We start from the raw sequence: 23,912 nt of genomic DNA, 5'->3' as shown, positions 1-23,912 counted from the left end.
ATGATTATTCTGGTTACCGGGGCAACCGCGGGTTTTGGCGAAGGTATTACACGCCGTTTTATTCAGAACGGCCATAAAGTGATTGCTACAGGCCGCCGTCAGGAGCGTTTGCAGGAACTGAAGGACGAACTGGGCGATAACCTCTATACCGCACAACTGGACGTGCGCAACCGCGCGGCGATTGAAGAGTTTATCTCTGCCCTGCCTGCCGCGTGGCGCGAAATTGATGTACTGGTTAACAACGCAGGTCTGGCGTTGGGTCTGGAGCCGGCACACCGAGCGAATGTCGATGACTGGGAAACCATGATCGACACCAACAATAAAGGTCTGGTGTATATGACGCGCGCGGTGCTGCCGGGCATGGTTGAGCGTAATCGCGGCCACATCATCAATATCGGTTCCACCGCCGGTAGCTGGCCTTATGCCGGCGGCAACGTCTACGGCGCGAGCAAAGCCTTTGTACGGCAATTCAGCCTCAACTTACGTACCGATCTCAGCGGCACCGCCGTGCGCGTGACCAATATCGAGCCGGGTCTGGTGGGCGGCACCGAGTTTTCAAATGTGCGCTTTAAAGGCGATGACGCGAAAGCCGGGAAAACTTACGAGAACACCACTGCGCTGACGCCGGAAGACGTTACCGAAGCGGTGTGGTGGGTCGCCACGTTGCCGAAGCATGTCAATATCAATACCCTCGAAATGATGCCGGTCAGCCAGACATATGCTGGTCTTAGCGTGCATCGCGAAGAGTAATTTCCCCGCCCGGCCTGCGGGCCGGGTATGGGATGTGCATTAAATTAATGGTATGGTAGACAGGTTAACCCTTTAAAAAGTAAGAGCGAATGGCCGCTGAAACGCAACTCAACCCTACACAGCCCGTCAATCAACAAATTTACCGCATCTTACGGCGGGACATTGTTCATTGCCTGATCCCGCCAGGCACGCCGTTGTCCGAAAAAGAGGTGTCGGTGCGCTTTGACGTTTCACGCCAGCCGGTACGCGAAGCCTTTATTAAACTTGCTGAAAACGGCTTGATTCAAATCCGCCCGCAGCGCGGTAGCTACGTCAATAAAATCTCCATGACGCAGGTGCGTAACGGCTGTTTTGTTCGTCAGGCCATTGAGTGCGCCGTTGCCCGCCGCGCCGCAACGATGATTGATGACAGCGCCTGTTACCAGCTGGAGCAAAACCTGAATCAGCAGCGCACCGCGATTGAGCGTAAGCAACTGAATGACTTTTTTGAGCTGGACGATAATTTCCACCAGAAGCTGGCGCTCATCGCCGACTGCCAGTTAGCGTGGGACACTATCGAAAATATTAAAGCGACCATCGACCGCGTGCGCTATATGAGCCTTGATCATGTTTCGCCGCCGGAGATGCTGCTGCGCCAACACATAGATATTTTCTCCGCACTGGAAAAACGCGATGCCGACGCCGTTGATCGCGCCATGACGTTGCATTTGCAGGAAATCAGCGAGTCAGTAAAAACTATTCGCCAGGAAAACCGCGACTGGTTCAACGAAGAGTAACTTTTCCCCTTCTTATCTCCGCCAGGTCACATTTTTTTCCGGCAAAAAAGTGTGACTTTGATCAAAAACAAAAACTCATCAGCTCAGGGGCGTATTTATAAGGCGTCCATTTCGGGGACATCTTCTGCCCCGTTTCGTTTTGCGGATTTCAGTAAGGAGAAACCACCATGATGACGTATGATCGTAACCGTAACGCTATCACCACCGGTACGCGCGTGATGATTAATGGCACTGGTCGCACCGGCAAAATCGTCGCTATTCACGCCGAGGGATTAAACCCCGCGCAACTGCGCCGTAGCAAAACGGTGGAAGTGGAAGGCTGCGAAGGTAAATTCGAACCGGTAGAGCTGATTCGTCTTGGCTTGCACTAAGCGTTAAAAAGCATGTGGTAAAAAAGAATGCCGCCATGGCGGCATTCACTGTTTCTGTACTGAATTAAAGGCTCGCAGTTAAAGCGCTGCGGCGTACTGCGCCACCGTGGCTTTCGCGCCTTTCTCCAGCAAAGTCAGATAGGCTTTTTTCACCTGCGCCATGAAGGTCGCGTCTTTGGGCAATTCATTGCCAAAAATTGCCTCAATTCCAAGCAATGCCTGCACACGCGCTTCACCTTGCGCGCTGCTGTTAACCGCGTTCTGGATCACTGCCAGCAACGGATCGCACACTTCGATCGCTTGCCCCTGCTCGTCGACGCCGCCGACATAACGCATCCAGCCAGCAATCCCCAGCGCCAGCAGGGAGAAATCACGCTGATGCACTAAATGCCAGCGCACAGAATCCAGCATACGCTGCGGCAGCTTCTGGCTACCGTCCATGGCGATCTGCCAGGTGCGGTGACGTAATGCGGTATTGCTGTAACGCGCGATCAGCAGATCGGCGTAATGCGCCAGATCCACACCCTGCACTTTCAGCGTTGGTGCCTGCTCTTTCAACATCAACGCGTGTGCGGCGCGACGGTAATTCTCGTCTTCCATGCACTCATTGATGTGCTGATAACCGGCCAGATAACCCAGATACGCCAGGAAGGAGTGGCTGCCGTTCAGCATGCGCAGTTTCATCTCTTCAAACGGCACCACATCCGCCACCAGCTCAGCGCCAGCTTTTTCCCACGCCGGACGACCCGCCACGAAATTATCTTCAATCACCCACTGGCGGAACGGCTCACAGGCCACGCCCGCAGGATCGCGGACACCGGTCAGTTGCTCGATCTTATCCAGCGTTTCGGCGGTCACAGCCGGAACAATTCTGTCTACCATGGTTGACGGGAACGTCACATTCGCTTCAATCCAGTCACCCAATTCTGCGTTCACCGCGCGCGCGTAAGCGCAGACCACATTGCGGGTGACATGGCCGTTTTCCGGCATGTTATCGCAGGACATCACGCTGAAAGCCGGTAAACCTGCTGCTTTACGGCGCGCCAGGGCTTCCACGACCACGCCCGCGGCCGATTTTGGCTGCTGCGGGTTTTGCAGGTCGCCGACAATTAATGGGTGATCGAGCATCAGTTTGCCGGTCGCCGGTGAGTGGCAATAGCCTTTCTCGGTGATGGTCAGTGAAACAATGGCAACCTGCGGTTCGCACATGGCGGCGAGCACGGTTTCCAGGCCATCCACCTGTGCGTGCAGGGCACGTTTTGCTACGCCAACCACACGCGCAGTCCACGCGTCGGCAGACATTTCCGCCACGGTATATAGATTATCCTGCTGCTTGAGATCGGCAATTTGCTGCTCACCGCCAATCAAATTGACCTCGCAATAGCCCCAGTCACTGCCATGCTCTGCGGCAAGAATATCGGCATAAACTGACTGATGCGCGCGGTGAAACGCGCCAAAACCAAGGTGCACAATGCGCGCAACCAGTTTGTTACGGTCATAAGTGGGTAACGTGGCTTTCGCCTTTAATAGCCTGTTTTCCATGGTGAGACTCATCTTATTAAGTGAAACAGTGGTTCAATAGATTACGGACTGCTGTAAAGCAGACTATGATTTGCGACAGGATTTGCGGACTACACCAACTAGAATGGTAACCAAATGTGTCAAAAAATCGTATATTCAACTTTGCATTTAAAGCAATGAATGTATTCAGCGTGAAAATAAGATGAGTTAACGTGATTGTGCAGAATGCGTGGCGATGTGGAATTGTGGAAAAAGCGTTTAAAAAAAATAACGCTCGGGAGCCATGCGCATGAAGAGTTCGACAAAAAATCAATCCGTTAGTATGCAGCGGACATCATCTTAAACAGACTTGCTGAACCGGGAATAGTGAAGAAAATCTCGCCGGAGAAAAATCTGTAACCACACCCCACTTTCTTCAGAAGCACCATGCGCCAGAAGCGGATTCGCGAGCCGGGTATCACCTCTGGGGCTATTCAAACCGTCTCACAAAGAGCTAAAGCGTGGAGAGAAACAAAGGCGGTATGCGAACAGCCAGTCTGCCACACTCACTATCGAAAACGGCGTACATTACGCGCGGCCCCAGCCAGCAACAATGATCAACATCCCACACATCGCGATGAGCGCTCCAAGCCAGTCGTAGACGCTGAGTTTGATGCCGTCGACCACACGTAGCCAAATTAACGCGGTGCACACATACACGCCACCGTAAGCCGCGTAAACGCGCCCACTGGCCGCCGGATGCAGCGTTAACAACCAGACGAACATGGCCAGCGCGAACGCTGCGGGAATAATTAACAGTGGCGTAGCGCCGCGTTTTAGCCACAGCCACGGCAAAAAACAACCGACGATTTCGCACAGCGCGGTGACAAAGAACAGGAGTGTTGTTTTCAGCATCAGTGGCACGTTGATTCAAACTTGGTTGAACTATCATACCTGATAATGCTCTGAGAGTGAGTCCCGGCTGGCTATCCCGTGTGGCTGAGATCGCATAGAATAGAGTGATATGGGCATCTTGTTTCTCCCTCAAATTAAGGAAATCGCAATGACTAAAACACTTAGCAAACGCCTGTGCCTCACCGCAATGCTGACGCTGGGTGCCATCGCGTACACCACCTCAGCACTGGCCGAAACCAACCGTCTGGTGATTGAATCCGGCGATAACGCGCAAAGCCGCCAATCCGCAGCGATGGAAAAAGAGCAATGGAATGACACCCGCAGCCTGCGTAGCAAAGTGAACAAACGCGTGGAAAAAGAGTGGGATAAAACCGATGTCGCGTTTGATGCGCAGGACAAATGCCAGAAAAGCAGCAACCTCAACGCCTACTGGGAACCCAACACCCTGCGTTGTCTGGATCGCCGCACCGGACAGCAAATTCGCTAACCGCCACGGGCGCACACCGCGCCCGATTTCCGCTTACCTAAAAGGACTTTTCATGAGTGACGTTTACACCGTCCGCCTGCGCCCGCTCGAGCGCGAGGATTTGCGCTTCGTTCACCAACTGGATAATAACGCCAGCGTCATGCGTTACTGGTTTGAAGAACCCTACGAAGCCTTTGTTGAACTTTCTGACTTGTATGACAAGCATATTCACGATCAAAGCGAACGCCGTTTTGTGGTGGAGTGCGATGGTGAAAAAGCCGGATTAGTAGAGCTGGTCGAAATCAACCACGTTCACCGCCGTGCAGAATTTCAGATAATCATCTCCCCGGAATTTCAGGGCAAAGGGCTGGCATCACAGGCCGCAAGGCTGGCGATGGATTACGGATTTACGGTACTGAATCTGTACAAGCTCTATCTGATTGTTGATAAAGAGAACGAAAAAGCGATTCACATTTACCGCAAGCTGGGGTTTATGGTCGAAGGTGAATTAATCCATGAGTTCTTTATTAATGGTGAGTACCGCAACACCATTCGCATGTGTATTTTCCAGCAGCAATATCTTGAAAACCACAAAACAAGCGGCCCGACGCTACTGAAACCCACCGCGCAATAAAGCACGGTGGTCAGCGGCATCAATAATACTCGATGGTGTTTTTGATGCTGTATTTATGCGTCACCTGCGGCGTAACACTTTCGTCCACAATCTCCAGGCTGCAACTCACCGGGTTATCATGGCTGTCGTATTCGCAGGCCTGTTTGACATTGCCCAGCGGCTTATCGTTCAGGGTACTGACAGAGGTGTAATCGAGCTTTTTGCGCTTATCTTTCGAAGGCGTAGACACAACAGACAACGTCGCGTCTTTCGATGCCGTGGTTTTCCCCAGCGGATACCCTTCATCGTCATAGCGGTATTTGACCTCTATCTCCTTGCCGGTTGCGCGAACCACAAATCCGTTATCGTCGGTGTCCCAGGTTACGCCCGCTGCCGGGAACTCCGCCAGTTGGCATTTACCTTGCAAACGCAGGCGTTTTTCCTTCGATTCCGCCTCGACATAGTAGTTGGCATCCAGCACCAGCGACACGCCGCTGTTGTTTTCGAGATCGTGCAGTTCAAGCGAATCGAAACATCCCTCTTTCGACATCGTTCCGGTAATGCGTTTCGTGACTTCACCTTTATCGTTAAGTAACGTCTGGCTGAAATCTTTAACCGGTCCACGCAACGGATCAAAATCGAATTCATTCGAGAAGCTAGCCATTTCCGGCGTGAATGAAACGGGTCCCTTCGGCTTATCACATCCGGCAAGCGCCACCGCCAGAGAGATAAGTAACAGCTGTTTTTTCAATGGGTTCACCACATTCTTCTTTTGTAATGCGCTTATATTAGCAAAAGCTTTATAACTTAGGGCAATGACTTCTTTGTTGTTAGGCCTGCTGACTGGCGAGTAACAGCAGCGAATAACCAGCGCCACTCACGCCTATTAGCAATAAAATCAATGATGAGAAGGTAGCAAAACGTCCACTTTGCCCCGTCGGTAGCCAGCGTTTAACGGCCAGGATATAGAGCGTTAAGACACTAAAATCCAGCACCATCCAGATAACAGTAAGCACCGAGATGCTGGCGGTGAAATCGCCAGTAATACCGATAAACTGCGGGAAAAAAGCGATAAAAAACAGAATATCTTTTGGGTTAGCGATGGCCGTCATAAAGCCCATAACAAACCCGCCTTGTTCGCCGTTTTGCGACATCTCTATGCCTTTTTCTCGCCGCAAAGCGCGCAATGCTTGCACCGCGCTAACCGCAATAAAGAGCGAACCCACCAGCCCTACCATATTTAGTAGCCAGGCCGAGAGCGTAACAACGCCGGCCAGCGTTAACCCCGCAAGCGCAATTAATACCAGCGAGGCCAGATTAGTGCCTGCCAGCGTTAAAAACGCGCGCGCATGGTTGCCCCGCGCCGCCGCCGCGCACACCAGCGCCACCACCGGCCCGGGCGTTGCCAGCAACGTCAGTACCGCACCGATGTATGTTCCCAGCAGCACCACGTTCAGTGATCCCATCATCCCCCTCCTTTTTATTTGTTGACGGAGTATCACCAGAAAGCGCGGGCCTGAAAAACGAGTTAAACTGCCGTTCGCTATGCAAAAAACTCACAATGGATAACGCACGGATGAACCAAAATCTGCCGCCACTTTATGCATTACGGGCATTTACCGTTGCTGCGCAAATGTCATCATTTAGCCAGGCAGCCCTTTTTCTCAATGTCACGCCCGGTGCGGTAAGCCGCCATATTCGCACCCTTGAAGAGTGGTTTGGGTGTCGTTTGTTTCTGCGCCATGGCCCGAAAATTACCCTGACCGAAGCAGGAAGCCAGCTGGCTGTTCGTTTACAGGACGGTTTTTTGCAACTGGAAAATGCCTGCCAGACACTGCGAAGCCATCAGCATCAACTGCGGCTCAAAGCCCCGTCGACGCTGACGATGCGCTGGCTATTAGATGTGTTAAACGCCTTTCGCCAGCAACACAGCACGCCGCAGGTAGAGATCAGCAGTGTGTGGATGGATATCGACACCGTCGATTTCCGCACCGAACCCTTCGATTGCGCCATCCTGCTCGGCAACGGCCATTTTGGTGAGTACACGCAATGCCTGCGCTTATTTGATGAGTGGTTGATCCCGCTCTGCGCCCCGGCGCTTAAAGAACTGGCGCAACGCGATCTGAGCAATTGCACCTTAATTCACCCTTCACGCGATCGCCGCGACTGGCGGCGCTGGCAGGCCGGGAGCGGTTTATTTCCCACGCTCGCCCTTGGCGGCGGCGCGGTGTTTGACACGCTGGAACAAGCCTACCAGGCGGCAATCGGTGGTCATGGCGTGGCGGTTGGCGATCTGCTGCTCAGCCTGTCCGCGCTGGCGCAAAATCAGTTAACGCTGCCCTTCCCGCAAGCAATCAGCACTGGCGACAGTTACTGGCTAGTGTGGCCAAAAGATTCACCGCGCAAAAAGAATATTGATCGTCTCGGCGAATTCCTGCGCACCGCCGTACCGGTCTATTTCCCGCCGGAAGTGGAGTTATTAAAACAGCGATAGCGGCTTATTCAGATGATTCAGATATTTACCTTTTGCGGGCATCGCAAGTGCTAAGCTTAGAGCGGGTAAAACAGAAGGAGAAGAGGATGCACTATTCACGTTGGCTTTGCGCATTACTGCTGGTGGGTTCTGTACCGGCGTTCGCTGCGCCGGATTCATGCGAACGGGTTAAAACCGATATTCAGCAGCGTATTATCAATAATGGCGTGCCGGAAACGGGATTTACGCTAACCATCGTACCTAATGATCAGGCTGACCAGGCGGGTTCCCAGGTCGTCGGTCATTGCGCTAATGACACTTATAAAATTCTCTATACCCGCAACAGCGGTGTAGCTCAGCAGAGCGAAGAAAACACCGGCGCGCAGTAAATATAATCCCCCTTCATTTCAGGGGGATTTCCCTCTATTTGATCACGCTTAAGATTCTTCTACTCCCTAATGATTAACATGATCACTTCATTAGCCTGCTTTTAATACGCCAGCTAATTTCTTTTTATTATAAATAATAATGGAGTGAGCTATGTCCGACACTGAACACCAGGGTGGGATCAGCCGACGAACGTTGGTGAAATCCACTGCTTTAGGGTCGCTTGCGCTGGCAGCCGGGAGTTTTTCCCTGCCCTTTGGCCTGCGTTCTGCCGCTGCTGCCGTGCAACAGGCGATGCAACCCGCGCCAGACAAAGTGGTATGGGGAGCCTGCTCGGTCAACTGCGGTAGCCGCTGCGCGCTGCGTTTGCATGTCCGTGACGATGAAGTCTACTGGGTCGAAACCGATGATACCGGCGAGGATATCTACGGCAATCACCAGGTGCGCGCCTGCCTGCGCGGGCGTTCTATTCGCCGCCGAATTAACCATCCGGATCGCCTGAACTACCCCATGAAGCGCGTCGGTAAACGCGGCGAAGGCAAGTTTGAACGTATCAGCTGGGACGAAGCGCTGGATACTATCGCCAACAGTTTGAAAGGCGTGGTGCAAAAATACGGTAACGAAGCGGTCTACATTAATTACTCCTCTGGTATTGTTGGCGGCAACATCACCCGCTCTTCCCCTTCAGCGTCGATTATTGCCCGTCTGATGGCGATGTATGGCGGTTTTCTCAACCAGTACGGCACCTACAGCACCGCGCAAATCTCCTGCGCGATGCCCTACACCTACGGCTCTAACGACGGCAACAGCACCTCGGATATCGAAAACACCAAACTGGTGGTGATGTTCGGCAACAACCCGGCGGAAACCCGCATGAGCGGCGGCGGTATTACCTATTTCCTTGAGCAGGCACGCGAACGCTCAAATGCGCGGATGATCGTTATCGATCCGCGTTATACCGATACGGCCGCCGGGCGCGAAGATGAGTGGGTGCCGATTCGTCCAGGTACTGATGCCGCGCTGGTTGCCGGCATGGCGTGGGTGCTGATTAACGAAAACCTCGTCGATCAACCTTTCCTGGATAAATATTGCGTCGGCTACGACGAAAAAACACTGCCTGCCGATGCGCCCGCCAACAGCCATTACAAAGCCTATATTCTCGGCCAGGGCGAAGACGGCATCGCTAAAACACCGCAGTGGGCATCGCGTATCACCGGTATTCCCGCCGATAAAATCATCAAACTGGCGCGGGAAATTGGCAGCGCCAAACCGGCTTATATCTGCCAGGGCTGGGGGCCGCAGCGCCAGGCCAACGGTGAGCTGACTTCACGCGCCATTGCCATGCTGCCGATCCTCACAGGTAACGTCGGCATCAACGGCGGCAACAGCGGCGCGCGCGAATCCACCTACACCATCACCATTGAACGGATGCCGATGCCGGAAAACCCGGTGAAAACGTCGATTTCGTGCTTTACCTGGACCGATGCCATTGCCCGCGGCCCGGAGATGACCGCCAAACGCGACGGTGTGCGTGGTAAAGATAAGCTTGATGTGCCGATTAAATTTATCTGGAACTATGCCGGTAACACCCTCACCAACCAGCACGGCGATATCAACCGCACTCACGATATTCTGCAGGACGACAGCAAGTGCGAAATGATTGTGGTCATTGAGAACTTTATGACCTCATCGGCGATGTATGCTGACATTCTGCTGCCGGATTTGATGACCGTCGAACAGGAAGACATCATCCCCAATGATTATGCCGGGAACATGGGCTACCTGATTTTCCTCCAGCCCGTCACCTCACCGAAGTTCGAACGTAAACCAATTTACTGGATAACCAGCGAAATCGCTCGCCGCCTGGGGCCGGATATCTACCAGAAATTTACCGAAGGGCGCACGCAGGAAGAGTGGCTGAAATATCTGTACGCCAAAATGGTCGCCAAAGATCCGCAACTGCCCTCTTATGAAGACCTGAAAGCGATGGGTATTTATAAGCGCAAAGATCCGAACGGCCATTTTGTTGCCTATAAAAAATTCCGCGACGACCCGATCGCCAACCCGCTGAAAACCCCCTCCGGCAAAATTGAAATCTACTCCAGCAAGCTGGCGGAAATTGCCAACAGTTGGGAATTAGATAAAGACGAAGTGATTAGCCCGCTGCCAATTTACGCCTCAACGTTTGAAGGCTGGGACGATCCGGCGCGTGAGAAATTCCCGCTGCAATTATTCGGTTTTCACTACAAAGCGCGCACCCACTCCAGCTACGGCAACGTTGATGTGCTACAGGAAGCGTGTCGCCAGGAGGTGTGGATCAACCCGATTGACGCGAAACGGCGCGGTATCAAACAGGGTGATATGGTGCGCGTCTTTAACGAACGCGGAGAGGTACGTATCGCCGCGAAAGTGACGCCGCGCATCATGCCGGGCGTCAGCGCCATGGGCCAGGGAGCCTGGCATCAGGCCAATATGGCCGGCGATCGCGTTGACCACGGTGGCTGCATGAACACGCTCACCACGCACCGCCCTTCGCCGCTGGCGAAAGGCAACCCGCAGCATACCAATCTGGTCGACATTCAAAAGGTTTAAGGAGTAGCCGATGACAACCCAGTATGGATTTTTTATCGATTCTGCCCGGTGCACCGGTTGTAAAACCTGCGAGCTGGCCTGTAAAGATTATAAAAACTTAACCCCGGACGTCAGTTTCCGCCGCGTGTATGAATACGCCGGCGGCAACTGGCAAGAAGATAACGGAGTCTGGCAGCAAAACGTCTTTGCCTATTACCTGTCGATTTCCTGCAACCATTGTGAAGATCCGGCCTGTACCAAAGTCTGCCCGAGCGGTGCGATGCACAAACGGGAAGATGGTTTTGTGGTGGTGGACGAAGATGTCTGCATCGGCTGTCGCTACTGCCATATGGCATGCCCGTACGGCGCACCGCAATACAACTCCGCGAAAGGTCATATGACCAAATGCGACGGCTGTTATGACCGCGTTGCAGAAGGGAAAAAGCCCATCTGCGTGGGATCCTGCCCGCTGCGCGCGCTCGATTTCGGCCCGATTGAGGAACTGCGTAAGCAGCATGGAGAACTCGCTGCTATCGCCCCGCTTCCGGCATCGCACTTCACGAAGCCCAATATTGTCATCAAACCAAACGCCAACAGCCGCCCGACAGGGGATACCACTGGCTATCTGGCAAACCCGCAGGAGGTGTGAGATGGGAAACGGATGGCATGAATGGCCGCTGGTTCTGTTTACGGTGCTCGGTCAGTGCGTGGCGGGCGGATTGATTGTCACCGGCTTCGTCTGGATGAATGCCAGAGATGACAATAGCGGCCAGGTGCGGATTGTCCGCAGCCAGTTTTTGCTGTGGGTGTTGATGGGCATCGGTTTTATCGCCTCGATGATGCACCTCGGTTCACCGCTGCGTGCGTTTAATTCGCTGAACCGCATTGGCGCATCGTCACTGAGTAATGAAATCGCCGCCGGATCGCTGTTTTTCGCCGTCGGCGGTTTCTGGTGGCTACTGACCTGGCTTGGCAAACTGCCCGCCTCACTAGGGCGCGGCTGGCTGATTATCAGCATGCTACTGGGGGTACTGTTTGTCTGGGCGATGACGCGGGTTTACCAGATTGACACCGTGCCGACCTGGCATAACGGCTACACCACCGCCGCATTTTTCCTCACCATGTTGACGGGGGGGCCGCTGCTGGCTGCGTTGTTGCTGCGTCTGGCGGGCATGCGCTTTCCGGCTTCGCGTTTTGCCGCCATCAGCGTTGCGGCACTTATCGCAAGAGTTGCCGTGGTGATGTTGCAGAGCATGCAGCTTGGCGAAACCTACAGTTCAGTGCAGCAAGCCGTAACGCTGGTGCCGGATTACGGCCTGTTGCAGGTGGTGCGCTTATTGCTGGTTGCCCTCGGTCTCGGTTGCTGGATTTGCCCACTAGTAATGCGCAGACAGCCCAAAGCCAGCAGCTTGCTGGCCGGCGTTGTGCTGGTGGTAGCCGGTGAAATTATTGGCCGTGGTCTGTTTTACGGCCTGCATATGACCGTCGGCGTTGCCGTCGCGGGTTAATAATAGTGCGCGGGGAAACCCGCGCTTTTTGGAGAAAGCATGACGGACGCAACCCGCGAGACCTTTATTTTTACCGCCCGCGTGCTGGGCGCGCTGTTTTACTATCCACCTGAGAGCGAACCCTCCGCGCCGCTCATCGCCGCGCTACGCAGCCGCGAGTGGCTGGAACAATGGCCGTTACCGGAAGAGACACTTATTCCGCTGGCCGACGCGTTCGCGCAACCTTGTGACGAGCCGCTAAACGAGGCCTGGCAACGATTATTGATCGGCCCATGGGCGCTGCCCGCGCCGCCGTGGGGTTCGGTATGGCTGGATAAAGAGAGCGTACTGTTTGGCGACTCGACGCTGGCGCTGCGCCAGTGGATGCGCGACAACAATATTGCGTTCGATACCGGGCAAAACGAGCCGGAAGATCACTTCGGTACCTTGTTGCTGATGGCGGCATGGCTGGCGGAACAAGGTAATCACGACGCCTGCGATCAATTACTGGCCTGGCATCTGCTGCCATGGAGCGGGCGATTTCTTTCCGAGTTCTGTGATTACGCTCAGCACCCGTTTTTCACCGCACTGGGGCAACTTGCACGACTTACGCTGGCGCAGTGGCAATCACAGTTGCTTATTCCGGTGGCGCAAAAACCGCTGTTTCGCTAAAAATGCAAAGCGGAACGTCTTTGGACGTTCCGCTTTACAGAAATGGTGAATGTTTATCCACCACGCGCCATTTATCAGGTCAAAAATATTCTTTATGCTTCAACGTTTATAAATGACTCATTAGAGATGTTGCATTTTATGTGAAATGTAGGATTTCACATTCGGCCAATTGTGGACATTTTTCCCTGAGTATATTTCGCTAAATCCTTCAGCAAAGGCTTCTTCCGCGCCCCCTTCACTACCTCCTTGCCAGTAATAATAATCATCGGATGAAGGATCTGTATGGCTTAAATCTTGTTCCCAAACGGAAACGAAACTATTACGTCGACTCAAAAAGTCTCCAATATCACCGGTTCCCCTTGGCCCCATCAGCGCCTTTTCGCCCAGGCTGCGATCAATCGCATGCGCATATTCGTGTAGAACTAAACTCGTTGAGGTATGTCCCTCTGCCAGTGACCAACCTCCGTGCTGATTTTGGCTTAAAGCAATTATTGTTCGTCAGGATGCATTCCTTCCGCAGCCCCTTGACCTTCTGCACCCACCCCAGGAACCGAATCCCATGTTAAATCATCAGGCCATCCTCTTGGTGTAACGCCTTTGAAGTGATGACGGCCAGGGTGATTGGTAATATTGTCATTTGTCGCGGTGATAAATTGACCTAATGAATGTGCTTTTTTCAATATATTCAGGGGGATTTTATGCAGATGAGCTTGCACTTCACTGATATCTATTGGGATATCACTTGGTGTCGTGCTGGCATACACCATTCCAGAAATTATTTCTTTTTTTTCGATAAAATCCGCGATCGCTTCCATATGCTCCCTGGTGATAGGTTCTGAGCTGCTTAATGGGATACTTTCGCTAAGCGTTGCCCATACCTCGTTATATGCCGCCTCACCATGAACATGGAATATGGCGTGAAAAACATCCTGATAGCTTTCTACCGGCTCGGCCTGTAAACCAGCGCGTTGTACATGCGCGGTAAGGGATTTTGCGACGGGTACAAGCCCATTGGTGTCGTGAAGCGTGATGGGATTGTTGCGTACCATCCTGAACAGATTCAGCCCGTCCATTCTGCCTGCCGGGTCAACACTCAGCCACCGTCCCGCCCACGGCTGATAATAACGATAGCCGTAATAATAAAGCCCCGTCGTATCCTGCTCTTTACCGGAATAGCGAAGGATTTTGTAATCCGCCTCCAGCTGACTACGCGCAGCAAACAGCGCCGTGCCGCCGTACGGGTAATACTCTTCCTGGCTGATAAGTTCGCCGCTGGCGTCCACTTCCAGTGCGCTGCTGCCGGTGAGGTTGTCGTAGCTGTAACGAACCTGATTGTTACTGATACCGGCGGGCTGCCCGCTTTCCCAGTGCAGCACCCGCACCTGCGCGCGACCGGCAACACCGACGGTTATCACCTGTAATTCTTCGGCTGCGCTGCTGCGCAGTTCAAGCCCCGGCAGGTAAATTACCTTTTTTGTCTGCGTGCTGTTGCCGGTCAGCTGTGTGGTGATTTTCAACACGCGCTGGCTGCTGGCGTCGTAGCGGTAACGTTCGCTGTCGTCGGCTGCACCGTCGCGTGTTACGGGTGTGACTTTCTGCAGTTCCTGGCGCGCTGTCCACAGCAGGCTCTGCCCCGGTAAAAGCTGTTTCTGCTGACCACCGGCAGTGAACAGCGCCTCCACATCGGCCGGATTTTCCGTGAGTGTGCTGAGCACCGCCCGGTTGCTGCGGTCGCTGACGGTAACTGATGTCGTGTAGTTATTGCCGGACGCGGGCGCGCTGTGCTGAATTTTCGTCAGATTACCGGCGTTGTCGTAGGTGTAAATGCGGGAGTAGTTCGTGTAAGTGGCGCTGTCGAAGGAGATGAAATCAGGGAGGTTACTGTTCTGCTGCACCGCACTGGCCATTTCGCGTCCGGTGGCGCTGACCAGCTGGTACAGGCTGTCGTAGGCGTAGGTGTTTTCGGGAACAACTTGCTGATTGCGCCAGAAACGGGTTTCCTCGGCGTCGTTGGTAATCACCAGCACGTTACCCACCGGGTCGTACTCGTAGCGCAGGTCCTGCAGCACTTTTGTGGCTGTAATGCGTTCAGTTTTAATGCCCACCAGACGCTGGGTTTCGGCTTCATAGGAATAGGTGGTCACCACGCCGTTACCGTGCTCCTCGCGCAGCTTCTGCCCGGCGGCGGAGTACGTCAGAGATTTCACGATAACCTGCTCTGAACCGCCGTTGACCGTCAGCCAGCTGCCCTTCAGCAGACCCGCCACATTAAACGCCACGCGCTGGATATTGCCTTTCGCATCGGTGGTGGTCAGCACATTCCCGGCGGCGTCCACCGTGCTCAGCATGGTGTAGGTTTCGCCCGCCAGCAGGTCATTCCACGCGGAAGTATCCGCCCCCTGCCAGTCTGCTTCTGCGTCATCCGGCAGTAACTGGCGGGTGACAGAAAGCGGTACACCGCTCAGGGAAACGCTGTTTGTCGAAAGCAGGCCAGCCGGGTCGTAATGGCTGACCGGCTGACCGGCGAGATTGTGGCTCTGTTCATCCGCTGAAGCGCCGCCCCGGACAAACCGCTCAGTAACATGCGCGCTGTCGCCGGCAACCTGTTCGGTAATGCTCAGTAACCGTCCCGGCAGGTTCGCATCTTCATACTGAAAGGTTCGGGTGACGGCAGCGCTGCGGTCATTCGCCACACCAATATTGCTGACCTGCAAAAATGCCCGCCCTGACGCATCATTCAGGGCAACGGAGGTGCCGGCATCGGCGCTCTGCGTGCGTAGCGCCGTGCCGTTCAGGCCATGAAGATAACTGAAATTCGCCAGCCCGGCGGCATACAGGCGCGGGTCAGCGCTCTGAGAGGGCAGACCGCGCGCATCAAACTGATGGCAGGTGATACGCTCGTCGGTGATGTCCGGGGTGTCCGGATGGCGGTGATAAACAATATCGCGTACCGCCAGCGCACGGTTATCAAGCACCGCAACATGGGGGGTTTTACTATAAAGGGATGTACTCATAAGATTCTCCGCTTAAATTGTCTACTTTTGCATCAAGTGCAATAAAGAGTATAAGCGGAGAAACAGGAACTGCAGACCGTGAGCGAACGGCCCGCGTCAGGCCAGAATACGGTCGGCAACTAACATGCCGGTCGCCATTTGCAGATTGATGTATTGTGCCAAATCGCGCTGTTCCGGACGCGGCAGATACGGCAATTCACCGACCAGCGGCGCGGGCAACTTTTTGCTCAATACGTTGATAATTTCGGCGTAGTGCGCAAGGCCCGGATTGATACGGTTCGCCACCCAACCAATCAGCGGCAAGCCGTCGCTGGCAATGGCCTGCGCGGTCAGCAAGGCGTGGTTAAGACACCCTTCCTGAATACCCACCACCATAACCACCGCCATCTGCTCCTGCACCACCCACTCCGAAAGCGGGCGTAAATCGTTCATTAAGCTACGCCAGCCGCCGGTGCCTTCCACAACCACGTGATCGACGCGATTGCAGAGATCAGCCAGACCATTCGACAACAGGGTGTAATTGATGGGACAACTGTGCGCGACGCTGCTCTCTTCTTCGCTTAATGCGATGGGGTTGACCGCCTGGTAAGGTAGCTCCAGCGACGAAACGCTTTGCAGCACCAGCGCGTCTTTATTGCGCAGCCCTTCCGGCGTCTCTTTGCTCCCTTTGGCAACAGGCTTGTAACCCGCCACCGTTTTACCACTGGCTGCCAGCGCCTGGAGTAGCGCGCGGGACGCCACTGTCTTCCCGACAGAAGTGTCTGTACCCGTTACAAAGAAACGCTTAAGCATCACTCATCCCACCGTTGTTCTACGAAAATATAAACCAGGAAAATAATTCAGTGGGGAAAGTCTAAGGTAACTGCCAGGGGGCAAGATTGAGGTAGCGCAATTTTTATGGCAACAGTGTAAAAATGTCACCCCTGCAACAAACGGATAAGTAAAGATCCGTTATACATCGCGTCTTTTACCAGCGCCGCACCGGCCATGGTGCCCTGGTTGGTAAATTGTGTGCTCTCTACGCTGATGTGCTGGCTATACGCGGGCAACGCCTGCTGGCGAATGCAGGCGGCAATGGCGGGAAAAAGTACGTCGGCCGCTTTGCTGAGCGGCGATCCAATCAGTATTTTTTGCGGGTTGAACAAATTCACCATGATGGCCAGAATGCGTCCAATGTTCGCACCCACGCCGCTAATGATATCTTTCGCTAATAGATCGCCCTGCTGTGCAGCCTGGCAAAGCCACTCCACGGTCAGCGGTTTTTGGTGCAGCATCGAACTCATTGACTGGCTCATGCGCAACTGCGCCAGCTCCAGCACGCTCTCGACGCTGGCAATGGTTTCAAGGCAACCGTGGTTGCCGCAATAACAGCGTTTGCCGTAGGGATCGACCTGCGTGTGGCCAATCTCCACCAGACTGCTGCTTCCCGCATGCAGTAAGCGCCCGTCAGTAATCACCCCTGCCCCAACGTTGTGATCGATAACCACCTGAATCACATCCCTTGCCCCGCGCGACGCGCCAAACAGAGCTTCGGCCATCGTCCACGCGCTGATGTCATGCTGGACATACACCGGCACGCCAGTGTGCTTTTCCAGCGCTTCACCCAGCGGCATATCTTTAACATCGTCATAAAAGGGCATGCGATGAACGATACCGTTTTCGGTATCAATAATGCCGGGGAGCGTAATCGCGATGGCGGTCAAACGTTCCAGTTTGTTCTGATGGCGGGTAAAAAAGCGGTCAATATGCAGAATAATACGGTCCAGCAGCGGCAGTTCAGCCACCAGCGGTAACTCAAGGCGATCTTCGACGACCAGCTTGCTGCTAAGATCGCGCAGGGAAAGAAAGATCTCTTCCCGGCTGATGCGCAAAGAAAGGTAGTGCCAGGCTTCGGTTTCGACAACCAGCCCGACCGCCGGACGCCCGCGGCTGCCAGGTTCCTGGATTTCCGTCTCCTGCACCAGGTGGGCTTCGAGCATTTCGCGCACAATTTTCGTAATACTGGCCGGAGCGAGTTGCGCCAGGCGTGAGAGATCGATGCGCGACACCGGGCCAAGCTGATCAATCAGGCGGTACACCGCCCCCGCGTTGGTCTGCTTTATTTGATCAATATGCCCAGGCTGACTATCAGCAACCACCTCTGACTCCCTTATTTTCACGCTTCGAAATAAACGTTCGGCTATGGTGAAACACTTCACTGGTCGCCGTCAAATATTTACCCCGGCGTGTGATTTACAGCACATTTTGCAATGACTTATGCGCAAAATTTATCCGTCAGCGGCGGCGATCAACTGCTGCTTAAAGCGTGCGGCCGCGCTGCCCTGCTCATGATGTTTTGACCAGACTAACCACATTTCCGATACCGCATCCGCTTCAATAATCGGCACCCAGCGCATTTCCGTTAGCTGCACACGCCGGAATGACGCCGGTAATATCGACACCCCTAACCCGGCCGCTACCAGGCCAATAATGGTCATCGCTTCGCCCACTTCTTGCGTAATAGTTGGCGTCAGTTGATAACGGCGCATCAGGCCGAGGATCTCGTCATACAGACCGGTACCGACATGCGGGTCGAAAAAGACGAATGGCTCCTGTGCCAGTTCCACCAGCGACACCGCCGAACGCGCCGCTAATGGATGATCTTTGTGGATCATCGCCAACAGCGGCTCACGCAGAATCACATCCCAGGCCAGCGTTTCCGGCAACGGCGTGTTACGCATCAGCCCCAAATCCAGCAAGCCTTCATTGAGCGGTGAAATTTGTTCGCGGGTGTTGATTTCGCGCGTCTGGATATGCACATCCGGGTAACGCTGGCGAAACGAAGAGAGCGTATCGGAGACCGCTTTTATGAACGGCGCGGAGGAGGTAAAACCAATGCACAGCTCCCCGGTTTCCCCCTGGTGCAAGCGCATGGCGCGTGCGGCGGCTTCATCAACCTGGCTTAATATTTGTCGGCTATCGGCCAAAAACTGCCGCCCGGCAGGCGTGAGCGACACGCTGCGGTTGGTGCGGGCAAGCAAGCGCGCACCGACTTGTTGTTCAAGGATTTGAATTTGCTGGCTCAACGGCGGCTGCGAGATATTCAGCCGCGCCGCCGCATGACCAAAATGCAGCTCCTCGGCAACGGCAATAAAGTAACGTAAATGACGCAGTTCAATGTTCATATTTAAAACATATTATTTGAGATTATTAATATATTAGACAGAATATTGCCACTTTCATACCCTTAGCGACGTGGTAAGCCCGTCACCAAAATCACGGGTATAAACGTTAAGGATCTCCAGTGAGTCGTACAACAACCGTTGACACCGGGCCGGCAAGCGTCGTCGACGAAAAACCTGTCTCTTTGCCGGGACAATTTATTAAACGTGGTACTCCCCAATTTATGCGCGTCACGCTGGCGCTCTTTTCCGCCGGGTTAGCGACATTCGCCTTGCTCTACTGTGTGCAACCCATTTTACCGGTGCTGTCGCAAGAGTTTGGCGTCTCTCCGGCCAGCAGCAGTATTTCCCTCTCGATATCCACCGCCATGCTGGCGATTGGTCTGCTGTTTACCGGCCCGCTTTCTGACGCCATCGGGCGAAAAAAAGTAATGGTTACCGCGCTGCTGCTGGCGTCGTGCTGCACATTATTGTCAACGATGATGACCAGCTGGCATGGCATCCTGGTGATGCGCGCGTTGATTGGCTTATCGCTAAGCGGCGTTGCGGCCGTTGGCATGACCTATTTAAGTGAAGAGATCCACCCCAGTTTTGTTGCTTTCTCGATGGGGCTGTATATCAGCGGCAACTCCATTGGCGGGATGAGCGGACGCCTGCTGAGCGGCGTGTTTACCGACTTTTTTAACTGGCGTATCGCGCTGGCGGTGATTGGCTGTTTTGCGCTGGCCTCCGCGCTGATGTTCTGGCGGATCCTGCCCGAATCACGCCATTTCCGCCCAACCTCGCTGCGGCCAAAAACACTGTTTATCAATTTCCGCCTGCACTGGCGCGACCAGGGGCTGCCGCTGTTGTTCCTGGAAGGCTTTTTGCTGATGGGCTCGTTCGTCACCCTTTTTAACTACATCGGTTACCGTCTGATGCAATCACCGTGGACGCTGAGCCAGGCGGTGGTGGGCCTGCTTTCCGTCGCCTATTTGACGGGCACCTGGAGTTCGCCGAAAGCCGGGATGATGACCAATAAATACGGGCGCGGACCGGTGATGGTCGGCGCTACCGCCATCATGCTGCTGGGGTTGTTGCTTACGTTGTTCTCAACGCTGGGGTTGATTTTCATCGGTATGCTGCTGTTTACCGCAGGCTTCTTTGCCGCCCATTCCGTCGCCAGCAGTTGGATCGGTCCGCGCGCGCGGCGTGCCAAAGGCCAGGCCTCGTCGCTCTACTTATTTAGCTACTATCTCGGTTCCAGCGTGGCAGGGACATTAGGTGGTGTGTTCTGGCACAGCTATGGCTGGAACGGCGTCGGCGGTTTTATCGCCGCCATGCTGGTGATTGCCATTTTGGTGGGAAGCAGGCTCCATTCTCGCCTGCATTAATGCTGCGATAGTCAACGGCCCTGCGCATGCAGGGCTTTTTTTTACTTTTTGCTCGTGTGTGTCAAAGCAGACTCAAAATCGATGCCGTGCCCATTAATTCCCGCACCGCATCAAGCGCCAGCAGAGCAAATATTACCCAGACAAATGGATTCATAATATTACTGCGTTACGCGTTGGTATTGGTTATTTAAATAGATTATTCCTATTATGGTACAGTTCAGGAAATGTATTGAATAACTACTACTTTTAGGTGGTTACACAGTCACACGCTAAAAATCAGAGGCATTATGGACAAGCACAACTATCACCAGCTCACCCGCACTTTCCTGCGCCTGTCGCGCTTTTCACACCTCGCTTCGATTGCCAGTTGGGATATGTTTGCCATGATGCCGCCAGGCGGTAGCGCAGCACGCGGCGAAGCGCTGGCAGAATTAAGTGTCCTGCGCCACCAAATCCTGACCGACAAACAAGTTGGCGAGTGGATCGCCAACGCACGACAAGAAGATCTGGACGATATTGAGCAGGCCAATCTGCGCGAAATCGAGCGGCACTACCAGGAAGCGGCATTACTACCGGAATCGCTGGTTGAAGCGCAGTCGCTGACGGGCAGTAAATGTGAGCACGCCTGGCGCACGCAGCGCCCCGCCAATGACTGGGCTGGTTTCTCCGCCAATCTGAAAGAGGTGGTCAAACTGGCGCGTGAAGAGGCCAGACTGCGGGCCGCCGCGAAAGGGTGTTCCCCGTATGATGCGCTGCTGGATAAATTCGAGCCGGATATGACCAGCGCCCGCCTTGATGAACTGTTTGGCGAAGTAAAATCCTGGCTGCCGGATCTGCTGAAAAAAGCGGTGGCAAAACAAGAGCAGCAAGCGTTGATTGCGCCGCAGGGGCCGTTCCCGATTGCCGACCAGCGCGAACTGGGTTTGCAGGCGATGAAGGAACTCGGTTTCGACTTTAACGGCGGGCGGCTCGACGTCAGCGCCCATCCTTTCTGCGGCGGCGTACCGGAAGATGTGCGTATTACCACGCGTTACGATGAAAATGAGTTGCTGAGCGCGCTGTTCGGTGTGGTACATGAAACTGGTCATGCGCGCTATGAACAAAATCTGCCGCGCAGCTGGCCGGGTCAACCTATTGCGCTGGCGCGTTCCACGGCGATTCATGAATCACAAAGCCTGTTCTTTGAAATGCAGTTAGGTCGCAGCGAGGCGTTCCTGCGCCGTCTGCAACCGGCCATTATTGAACGTTTCGGTATGCAATCGGCGTTTGAAGAGCGCAACTTTGTCGCCTGGAACCAGCGCGTAAAACCGGGTTATATCCGTGTCGATGCGGACGAAGTGAGTTATCCGGCGCATGTGATCCTGCGTTATGAGATTGAACGCGCGCTGATCGACGGCGAGATTGAGGTTGATGACATTCCGGCGCTGTGGAATGAAAAAATGCAGGCCTGGCTGGGGCTTTCCACCGAAGGCAACTACCGCAACGGCTGTATGCAGGATATTCACTGGACCGATGGCGGCTTCGGTTATTTCCCGTCGTATACGCTCGGCGCCATGTACGCTGCACAGTTGTTCCATGCCGCGCGTACCGCGCTGCCAGGGCTGGACGAGGCGATTGCCGCGGGCGATCTTACGCCGCTCTTTGACTGGCTGCGACAAAACATCTGGCAGCACGGCAGCCGCTTCAGTACCGCGCAGCTTATTCAGAATGCCACGGGCGAAGCGCTAAACGCCGACTATTTCCACCAGCACCTTCTCCGCCGTTACCTCTGATAAACCCGCGCCGGAGCGGCAGTTTCGGCGCGGTTCCTCGCTCTGTACATTACGTTACACGCCGAAACCAATCACTCACGGAAGGCGTTCAATTACAGGGATATAGTTCTTTCAACGGCCCCGCAGTGGGGTTGAATGAAGAAACCAATTCGAGGATATCGGAATGAAAAAAGTATTAGCTCTGGTTGTTGCCGCTGCTCTGGGTCTGTCTTCTGCTGCTTTCGCTGCTGACACCGCTACTTCCACCCAGGCTCCGGCTGCTGCTCCGGCAGCAACGACCGCTGCGCCGGCGACTACCACTAAAGCTGCACCGGCTAAAAAAGTGCACAAAAAACACAAAAAAGCCGCTGAGCAGAAAGCTCAGGCCGCAAAAGTGAAAAAACACCACAAAAAAGCAGCTAAACCGGCTGTAGAGCAGAAAGCTCAGGCTGCGAAAAAACATCACAAAAAACACGTTAAACACACTGCGACCAAACCGGCTGCACAACCGGCTGCATAAGTAAACGTGTCTGATACCGGCGTTCGTAGCAGAACGCTGTGACAAGTCGGCGCTGAACCCTTCGGGTGAAGCGCCGTTTTTCTCTGGAGGGCCTATGATGCTGCGACGTTATCGTTTTGAAGTCATTCTGGCGATGTTGATCATTTGCGCACTGGTTGCCGTCCGCTTTTATCTTTATTGATGTAGCACGCTGATTTTACTCCCACTTTCTTTTCGTCCCGTCTATATTTGTTTATCTGGGCTTACGTTAATAATCATAATTACCCCACCAGAGTGTGATATGCGAAAAACCGTTGTGCTGTTGCTGGGACCGCTGTTTTTGTTTTCCGCTGTTGGACATGCTGACGATGGCGGCGATGACGCGATAAGCGCCCGTGATGTGAAAACGCTCTTTTTTGGTCATGATGACAGAGTTCCTGTTACTACCCCTACCAAAGCGCCGTGGGATGCGATTGGTCAGCTGGAAACCGCCAGCGGCAATCTGTGCACGGCGACGCTTATCTCTCCGCACCTGGCATTAACCGCCGGGCACTGCCTGTTAACGCCGCCGCGCGGCAAAGCGGACAAAGCCGTAGCACTGCGCTTTGTGTCGCAACGAGGCAGCTGGCGGTATGAAATTCACGGTATCGAAGGCCGTGTCGATGCGTCGCTCGGCCACCGCCTGAAAGCCGACGGCGATGGCTGGATTGTTCCCTCTTCTGCCGCGCCCTGGGATTTCGGGCTTATCGTGTTACGTTACCCCCCTTCCGGCATTACGCCGCTGCCGATCTTCGTTGGCGACAAAGATGAACTCACCGCCGCGCTAAAAGCGACCGACCGTAAAGTAACGCAGGCGGGCTACCCGGAAGATCATCTTGATAGCCTGTTCAGCCACCAGGACTGTATCGTCACTGGCTGGGCGCAAAATAGCGTGTTGTCGCACCAGTGCGATACGCTACCAGGCGACAGCGGTTCGCCATTGATGTTAAAAACCGATGCGGGCTGGCAGTTGATTGCCGTGCAAAGCTCGGCGCCGGCGGCGAAAGATCGCTGGCGCGCCGACAACCGCGCCATTTCGGTTACCGGTTTTCGTGACAAACTGGAAGCGCTGGCAAAAGAGGCAGACGAGTAAT

General features: G+C 54.2%; 24 protein-coding genes. 15 read left to right on the top strand and 9 right to left on the bottom strand.

Going from position 1 to position 23,912, the window contains the following annotated elements:
- From ydfG to ydfZ, 3 genes are all read left to right on the top strand, one after another.
- Positions 1–750, top strand: a complete 750-nt coding sequence (ydfG, locus tag JKP81_RS11885; protein ID WP_200551896.1) for a bifunctional NADP-dependent 3-hydroxy acid dehydrogenase/3-hydroxypropionate dehydrogenase YdfG — start codon at positions 1–3, stop codon at positions 748–750.
- A gap of 89 nt (positions 751–839) precedes the next feature.
- Positions 840–1,526: a GntR family transcriptional regulator gene (locus JKP81_RS11880; protein WP_200551895.1), complete on the top strand. Its 687-nt coding sequence runs from the start codon at positions 840–842 to the stop codon at positions 1,524–1,526.
- A 167-nt stretch (positions 1,527–1,693) separates the two neighbouring features.
- On the top strand, positions 1,694–1,897 hold the full coding sequence (gene ydfZ, locus JKP81_RS11875; protein ID WP_017456687.1) for a putative selenium delivery protein YdfZ: 204 nt from the start codon (positions 1,694–1,696) through the stop codon (positions 1,895–1,897).
- Between the two features lie 78 nt (positions 1,898–1,975).
- Here ydfZ and JKP81_RS11870 read toward each other — a convergent pair whose 3' ends face one another.
- Entirely contained in the window at positions 1,976–3,439 is a 1,464-nt protein-coding gene (locus JKP81_RS11870; RefSeq protein ID WP_200551894.1) for a mannitol dehydrogenase family protein, read from the bottom strand.
- 546 nt (positions 3,440–3,985) lie between these two features.
- Positions 3,986–4,312: a YnfA family protein gene (locus JKP81_RS11865; protein WP_200551893.1), complete on the bottom strand. Its 327-nt coding sequence runs from the start codon at positions 4,310–4,312 to the stop codon at positions 3,986–3,988.
- A gap of 148 nt (positions 4,313–4,460) precedes the next feature.
- Here JKP81_RS11865 and JKP81_RS11860 point away from each other — a divergent pair, with 148 nt between their 5' ends.
- Both JKP81_RS11860 and speG read left to right on the top strand, forming a co-directional pair.
- Positions 4,461–4,799, top strand: a complete 339-nt coding sequence (locus JKP81_RS11860; protein ID WP_200551892.1) for a DUF1283 family protein — start codon at positions 4,461–4,463, stop codon at positions 4,797–4,799.
- A 52-nt stretch (positions 4,800–4,851) separates the two neighbouring features.
- A complete protein-coding gene (gene speG, locus JKP81_RS11855; protein ID WP_200551891.1) occupies positions 4,852–5,412 on the top strand; it encodes a spermidine N1-acetyltransferase in 561 nt (186 codons plus the stop codon).
- 19 nt (positions 5,413–5,431) lie between these two features.
- Here the strand turns inward: speG and JKP81_RS11850 are convergent, their stop codons facing one another.
- On the bottom strand, positions 5,432–6,142 hold the full coding sequence (locus tag JKP81_RS11850) for a YnfC family lipoprotein (RefSeq protein ID WP_200551988.1): 711 nt from the start codon (positions 6,140–6,142) through the stop codon (positions 5,432–5,434).
- A gap of 79 nt (positions 6,143–6,221) precedes the next feature.
- Complete coding sequence (locus JKP81_RS11845) at positions 6,222–6,860, bottom strand: LysE family translocator (protein ID WP_200551890.1); 639 nt, start codon at positions 6,858–6,860, stop codon at positions 6,222–6,224.
- A 107-nt stretch (positions 6,861–6,967) separates the two neighbouring features.
- Between JKP81_RS11845 and JKP81_RS11840 the strand changes: the two genes are divergently transcribed.
- The 6 genes from JKP81_RS11840 to dmsD all read left to right on the top strand — a co-directional run bounded on the left by JKP81_RS11840 (position 6,968) and on the right by dmsD (position 12,981).
- Positions 6,968–7,885, top strand: coding sequence for a LysR substrate-binding domain-containing protein (locus JKP81_RS11840; RefSeq protein WP_200551889.1), 918 nt, complete (start codon positions 6,968–6,970; stop codon positions 7,883–7,885).
- Positions 7,886–7,971: 86 nt separating this feature from the next.
- Positions 7,972–8,253 carry a DUF1161 domain-containing protein gene (locus JKP81_RS11835; protein WP_200551888.1) on the top strand — a complete coding sequence of 94 codons (282 nt, stop codon included), beginning with the start codon at positions 7,972–7,974 and terminating at the stop codon, positions 8,251–8,253.
- Positions 8,254–8,404: 151 nt separating this feature from the next.
- Positions 8,405–10,843 carry a selenate/tellurate reductase subunit YnfE gene (ynfE, locus tag JKP81_RS11830; protein ID WP_200551887.1) on the top strand — a complete coding sequence of 813 codons (2,439 nt, stop codon included), beginning with the start codon at positions 8,405–8,407 and terminating at the stop codon, positions 10,841–10,843.
- A gap of 10 nt (positions 10,844–10,853) precedes the next feature.
- Positions 10,854–11,471 carry a DMSO/selenate family reductase complex B subunit gene (locus JKP81_RS11825; protein WP_200551886.1) on the top strand — a complete coding sequence of 206 codons (618 nt, stop codon included), beginning with the start codon at positions 10,854–10,856 and terminating at the stop codon, positions 11,469–11,471.
- A gap of 1 nt (position 11,472) precedes the next feature.
- Positions 11,473–12,330: a DmsC/YnfH family molybdoenzyme membrane anchor subunit gene (locus tag JKP81_RS11820; protein ID WP_200551885.1), complete on the top strand. Its 858-nt coding sequence runs from the start codon at positions 11,473–11,475 to the stop codon at positions 12,328–12,330.
- Between the two features lie 39 nt (positions 12,331–12,369).
- A complete protein-coding gene (gene dmsD, locus JKP81_RS11815; protein WP_200551884.1) occupies positions 12,370–12,981 on the top strand; it encodes a Tat proofreading chaperone DmsD in 612 nt (203 codons plus the stop codon).
- Positions 12,982–13,469: 488 nt separating this feature from the next.
- On the opposite strand, the gene JKP81_RS11810 is transcribed toward dmsD, so the two are convergent.
- The 4 genes from JKP81_RS11810 to JKP81_RS11795 form a co-directional block, all read right to left on the bottom strand.
- Positions 13,470–15,995, bottom strand: a complete 2,526-nt coding sequence (locus tag JKP81_RS11810; RefSeq protein ID WP_234455612.1) for an RHS repeat-associated core domain-containing protein — start codon at positions 15,993–15,995, stop codon at positions 13,470–13,472.
- Positions 15,996–16,091: 96 nt separating this feature from the next.
- Positions 16,092–16,787 carry a dethiobiotin synthase gene (gene bioD / locus JKP81_RS11805; protein WP_044489367.1) on the bottom strand — a complete coding sequence of 232 codons (696 nt, stop codon included), beginning with the start codon at positions 16,785–16,787 and terminating at the stop codon, positions 16,092–16,094.
- A gap of 125 nt (positions 16,788–16,912) precedes the next feature.
- On the bottom strand, positions 16,913–18,133 hold the full coding sequence (mlc, locus tag JKP81_RS11800) for a sugar metabolism global transcriptional regulator Mlc (protein WP_200551883.1): 1,221 nt from the start codon (positions 18,131–18,133) through the stop codon (positions 16,913–16,915).
- Between the two features lie 129 nt (positions 18,134–18,262).
- Entirely contained in the window at positions 18,263–19,159 is an 897-nt protein-coding gene (locus tag JKP81_RS11795) for a LysR family transcriptional regulator (protein ID WP_200551882.1), read from the bottom strand.
- Positions 19,160–19,278: 119 nt separating this feature from the next.
- Here JKP81_RS11795 and JKP81_RS11790 point away from each other — a divergent pair, with 119 nt between their 5' ends.
- Positions 19,279–20,529 carry an MFS transporter gene (locus tag JKP81_RS11790; RefSeq protein ID WP_200551881.1) on the top strand — a complete coding sequence of 417 codons (1,251 nt, stop codon included), beginning with the start codon at positions 19,279–19,281 and terminating at the stop codon, positions 20,527–20,529.
- Positions 20,530–20,590: 61 nt separating this feature from the next.
- Here JKP81_RS11790 and JKP81_RS23595 read toward each other — a convergent pair whose 3' ends face one another.
- Complete coding sequence (locus JKP81_RS23595; RefSeq protein WP_217500071.1) at positions 20,591–20,683, bottom strand: KPN_01571 family protein; 93 nt, start codon at positions 20,681–20,683, stop codon at positions 20,591–20,593.
- 133 nt (positions 20,684–20,816) lie between these two features.
- Here JKP81_RS23595 and JKP81_RS11785 point away from each other — a divergent pair, with 133 nt between their 5' ends.
- The 3 genes from JKP81_RS11785 (at position 20,817) to JKP81_RS11775 (ending at position 23,911) form a co-directional block, all read left to right on the top strand.
- Positions 20,817–22,301: a carboxypeptidase M32 gene (locus JKP81_RS11785; protein WP_200551880.1), complete on the top strand. Its 1,485-nt coding sequence runs from the start codon at positions 20,817–20,819 to the stop codon at positions 22,299–22,301.
- A gap of 163 nt (positions 22,302–22,464) precedes the next feature.
- Positions 22,465–22,800 carry an acid resistance repetitive basic protein Asr gene (gene asr, locus JKP81_RS11780; RefSeq protein ID WP_200551879.1) on the top strand — a complete coding sequence of 112 codons (336 nt, stop codon included), beginning with the start codon at positions 22,465–22,467 and terminating at the stop codon, positions 22,798–22,800.
- Between the two features lie 280 nt (positions 22,801–23,080).
- Positions 23,081–23,911: a serine protease gene (locus JKP81_RS11775; protein WP_200551878.1), complete on the top strand. Its 831-nt coding sequence runs from the start codon at positions 23,081–23,083 to the stop codon at positions 23,909–23,911.
- The last annotated feature ends 1 nt before the right edge of the window (position 23,912 follow it).

Origin of the sequence: Kosakonia sp. LAM2021, from assembly GCF_016620385.1 — a bacterium.
Lineage (GTDB): Bacteria > Pseudomonadota > Gammaproteobacteria > Enterobacterales > Enterobacteriaceae > Kosakonia > Kosakonia sacchari.
The sequence above is the reverse complement of the archived record's forward strand: the minus strand, read 5'-3'. Positions and strand labels throughout refer to the sequence as shown.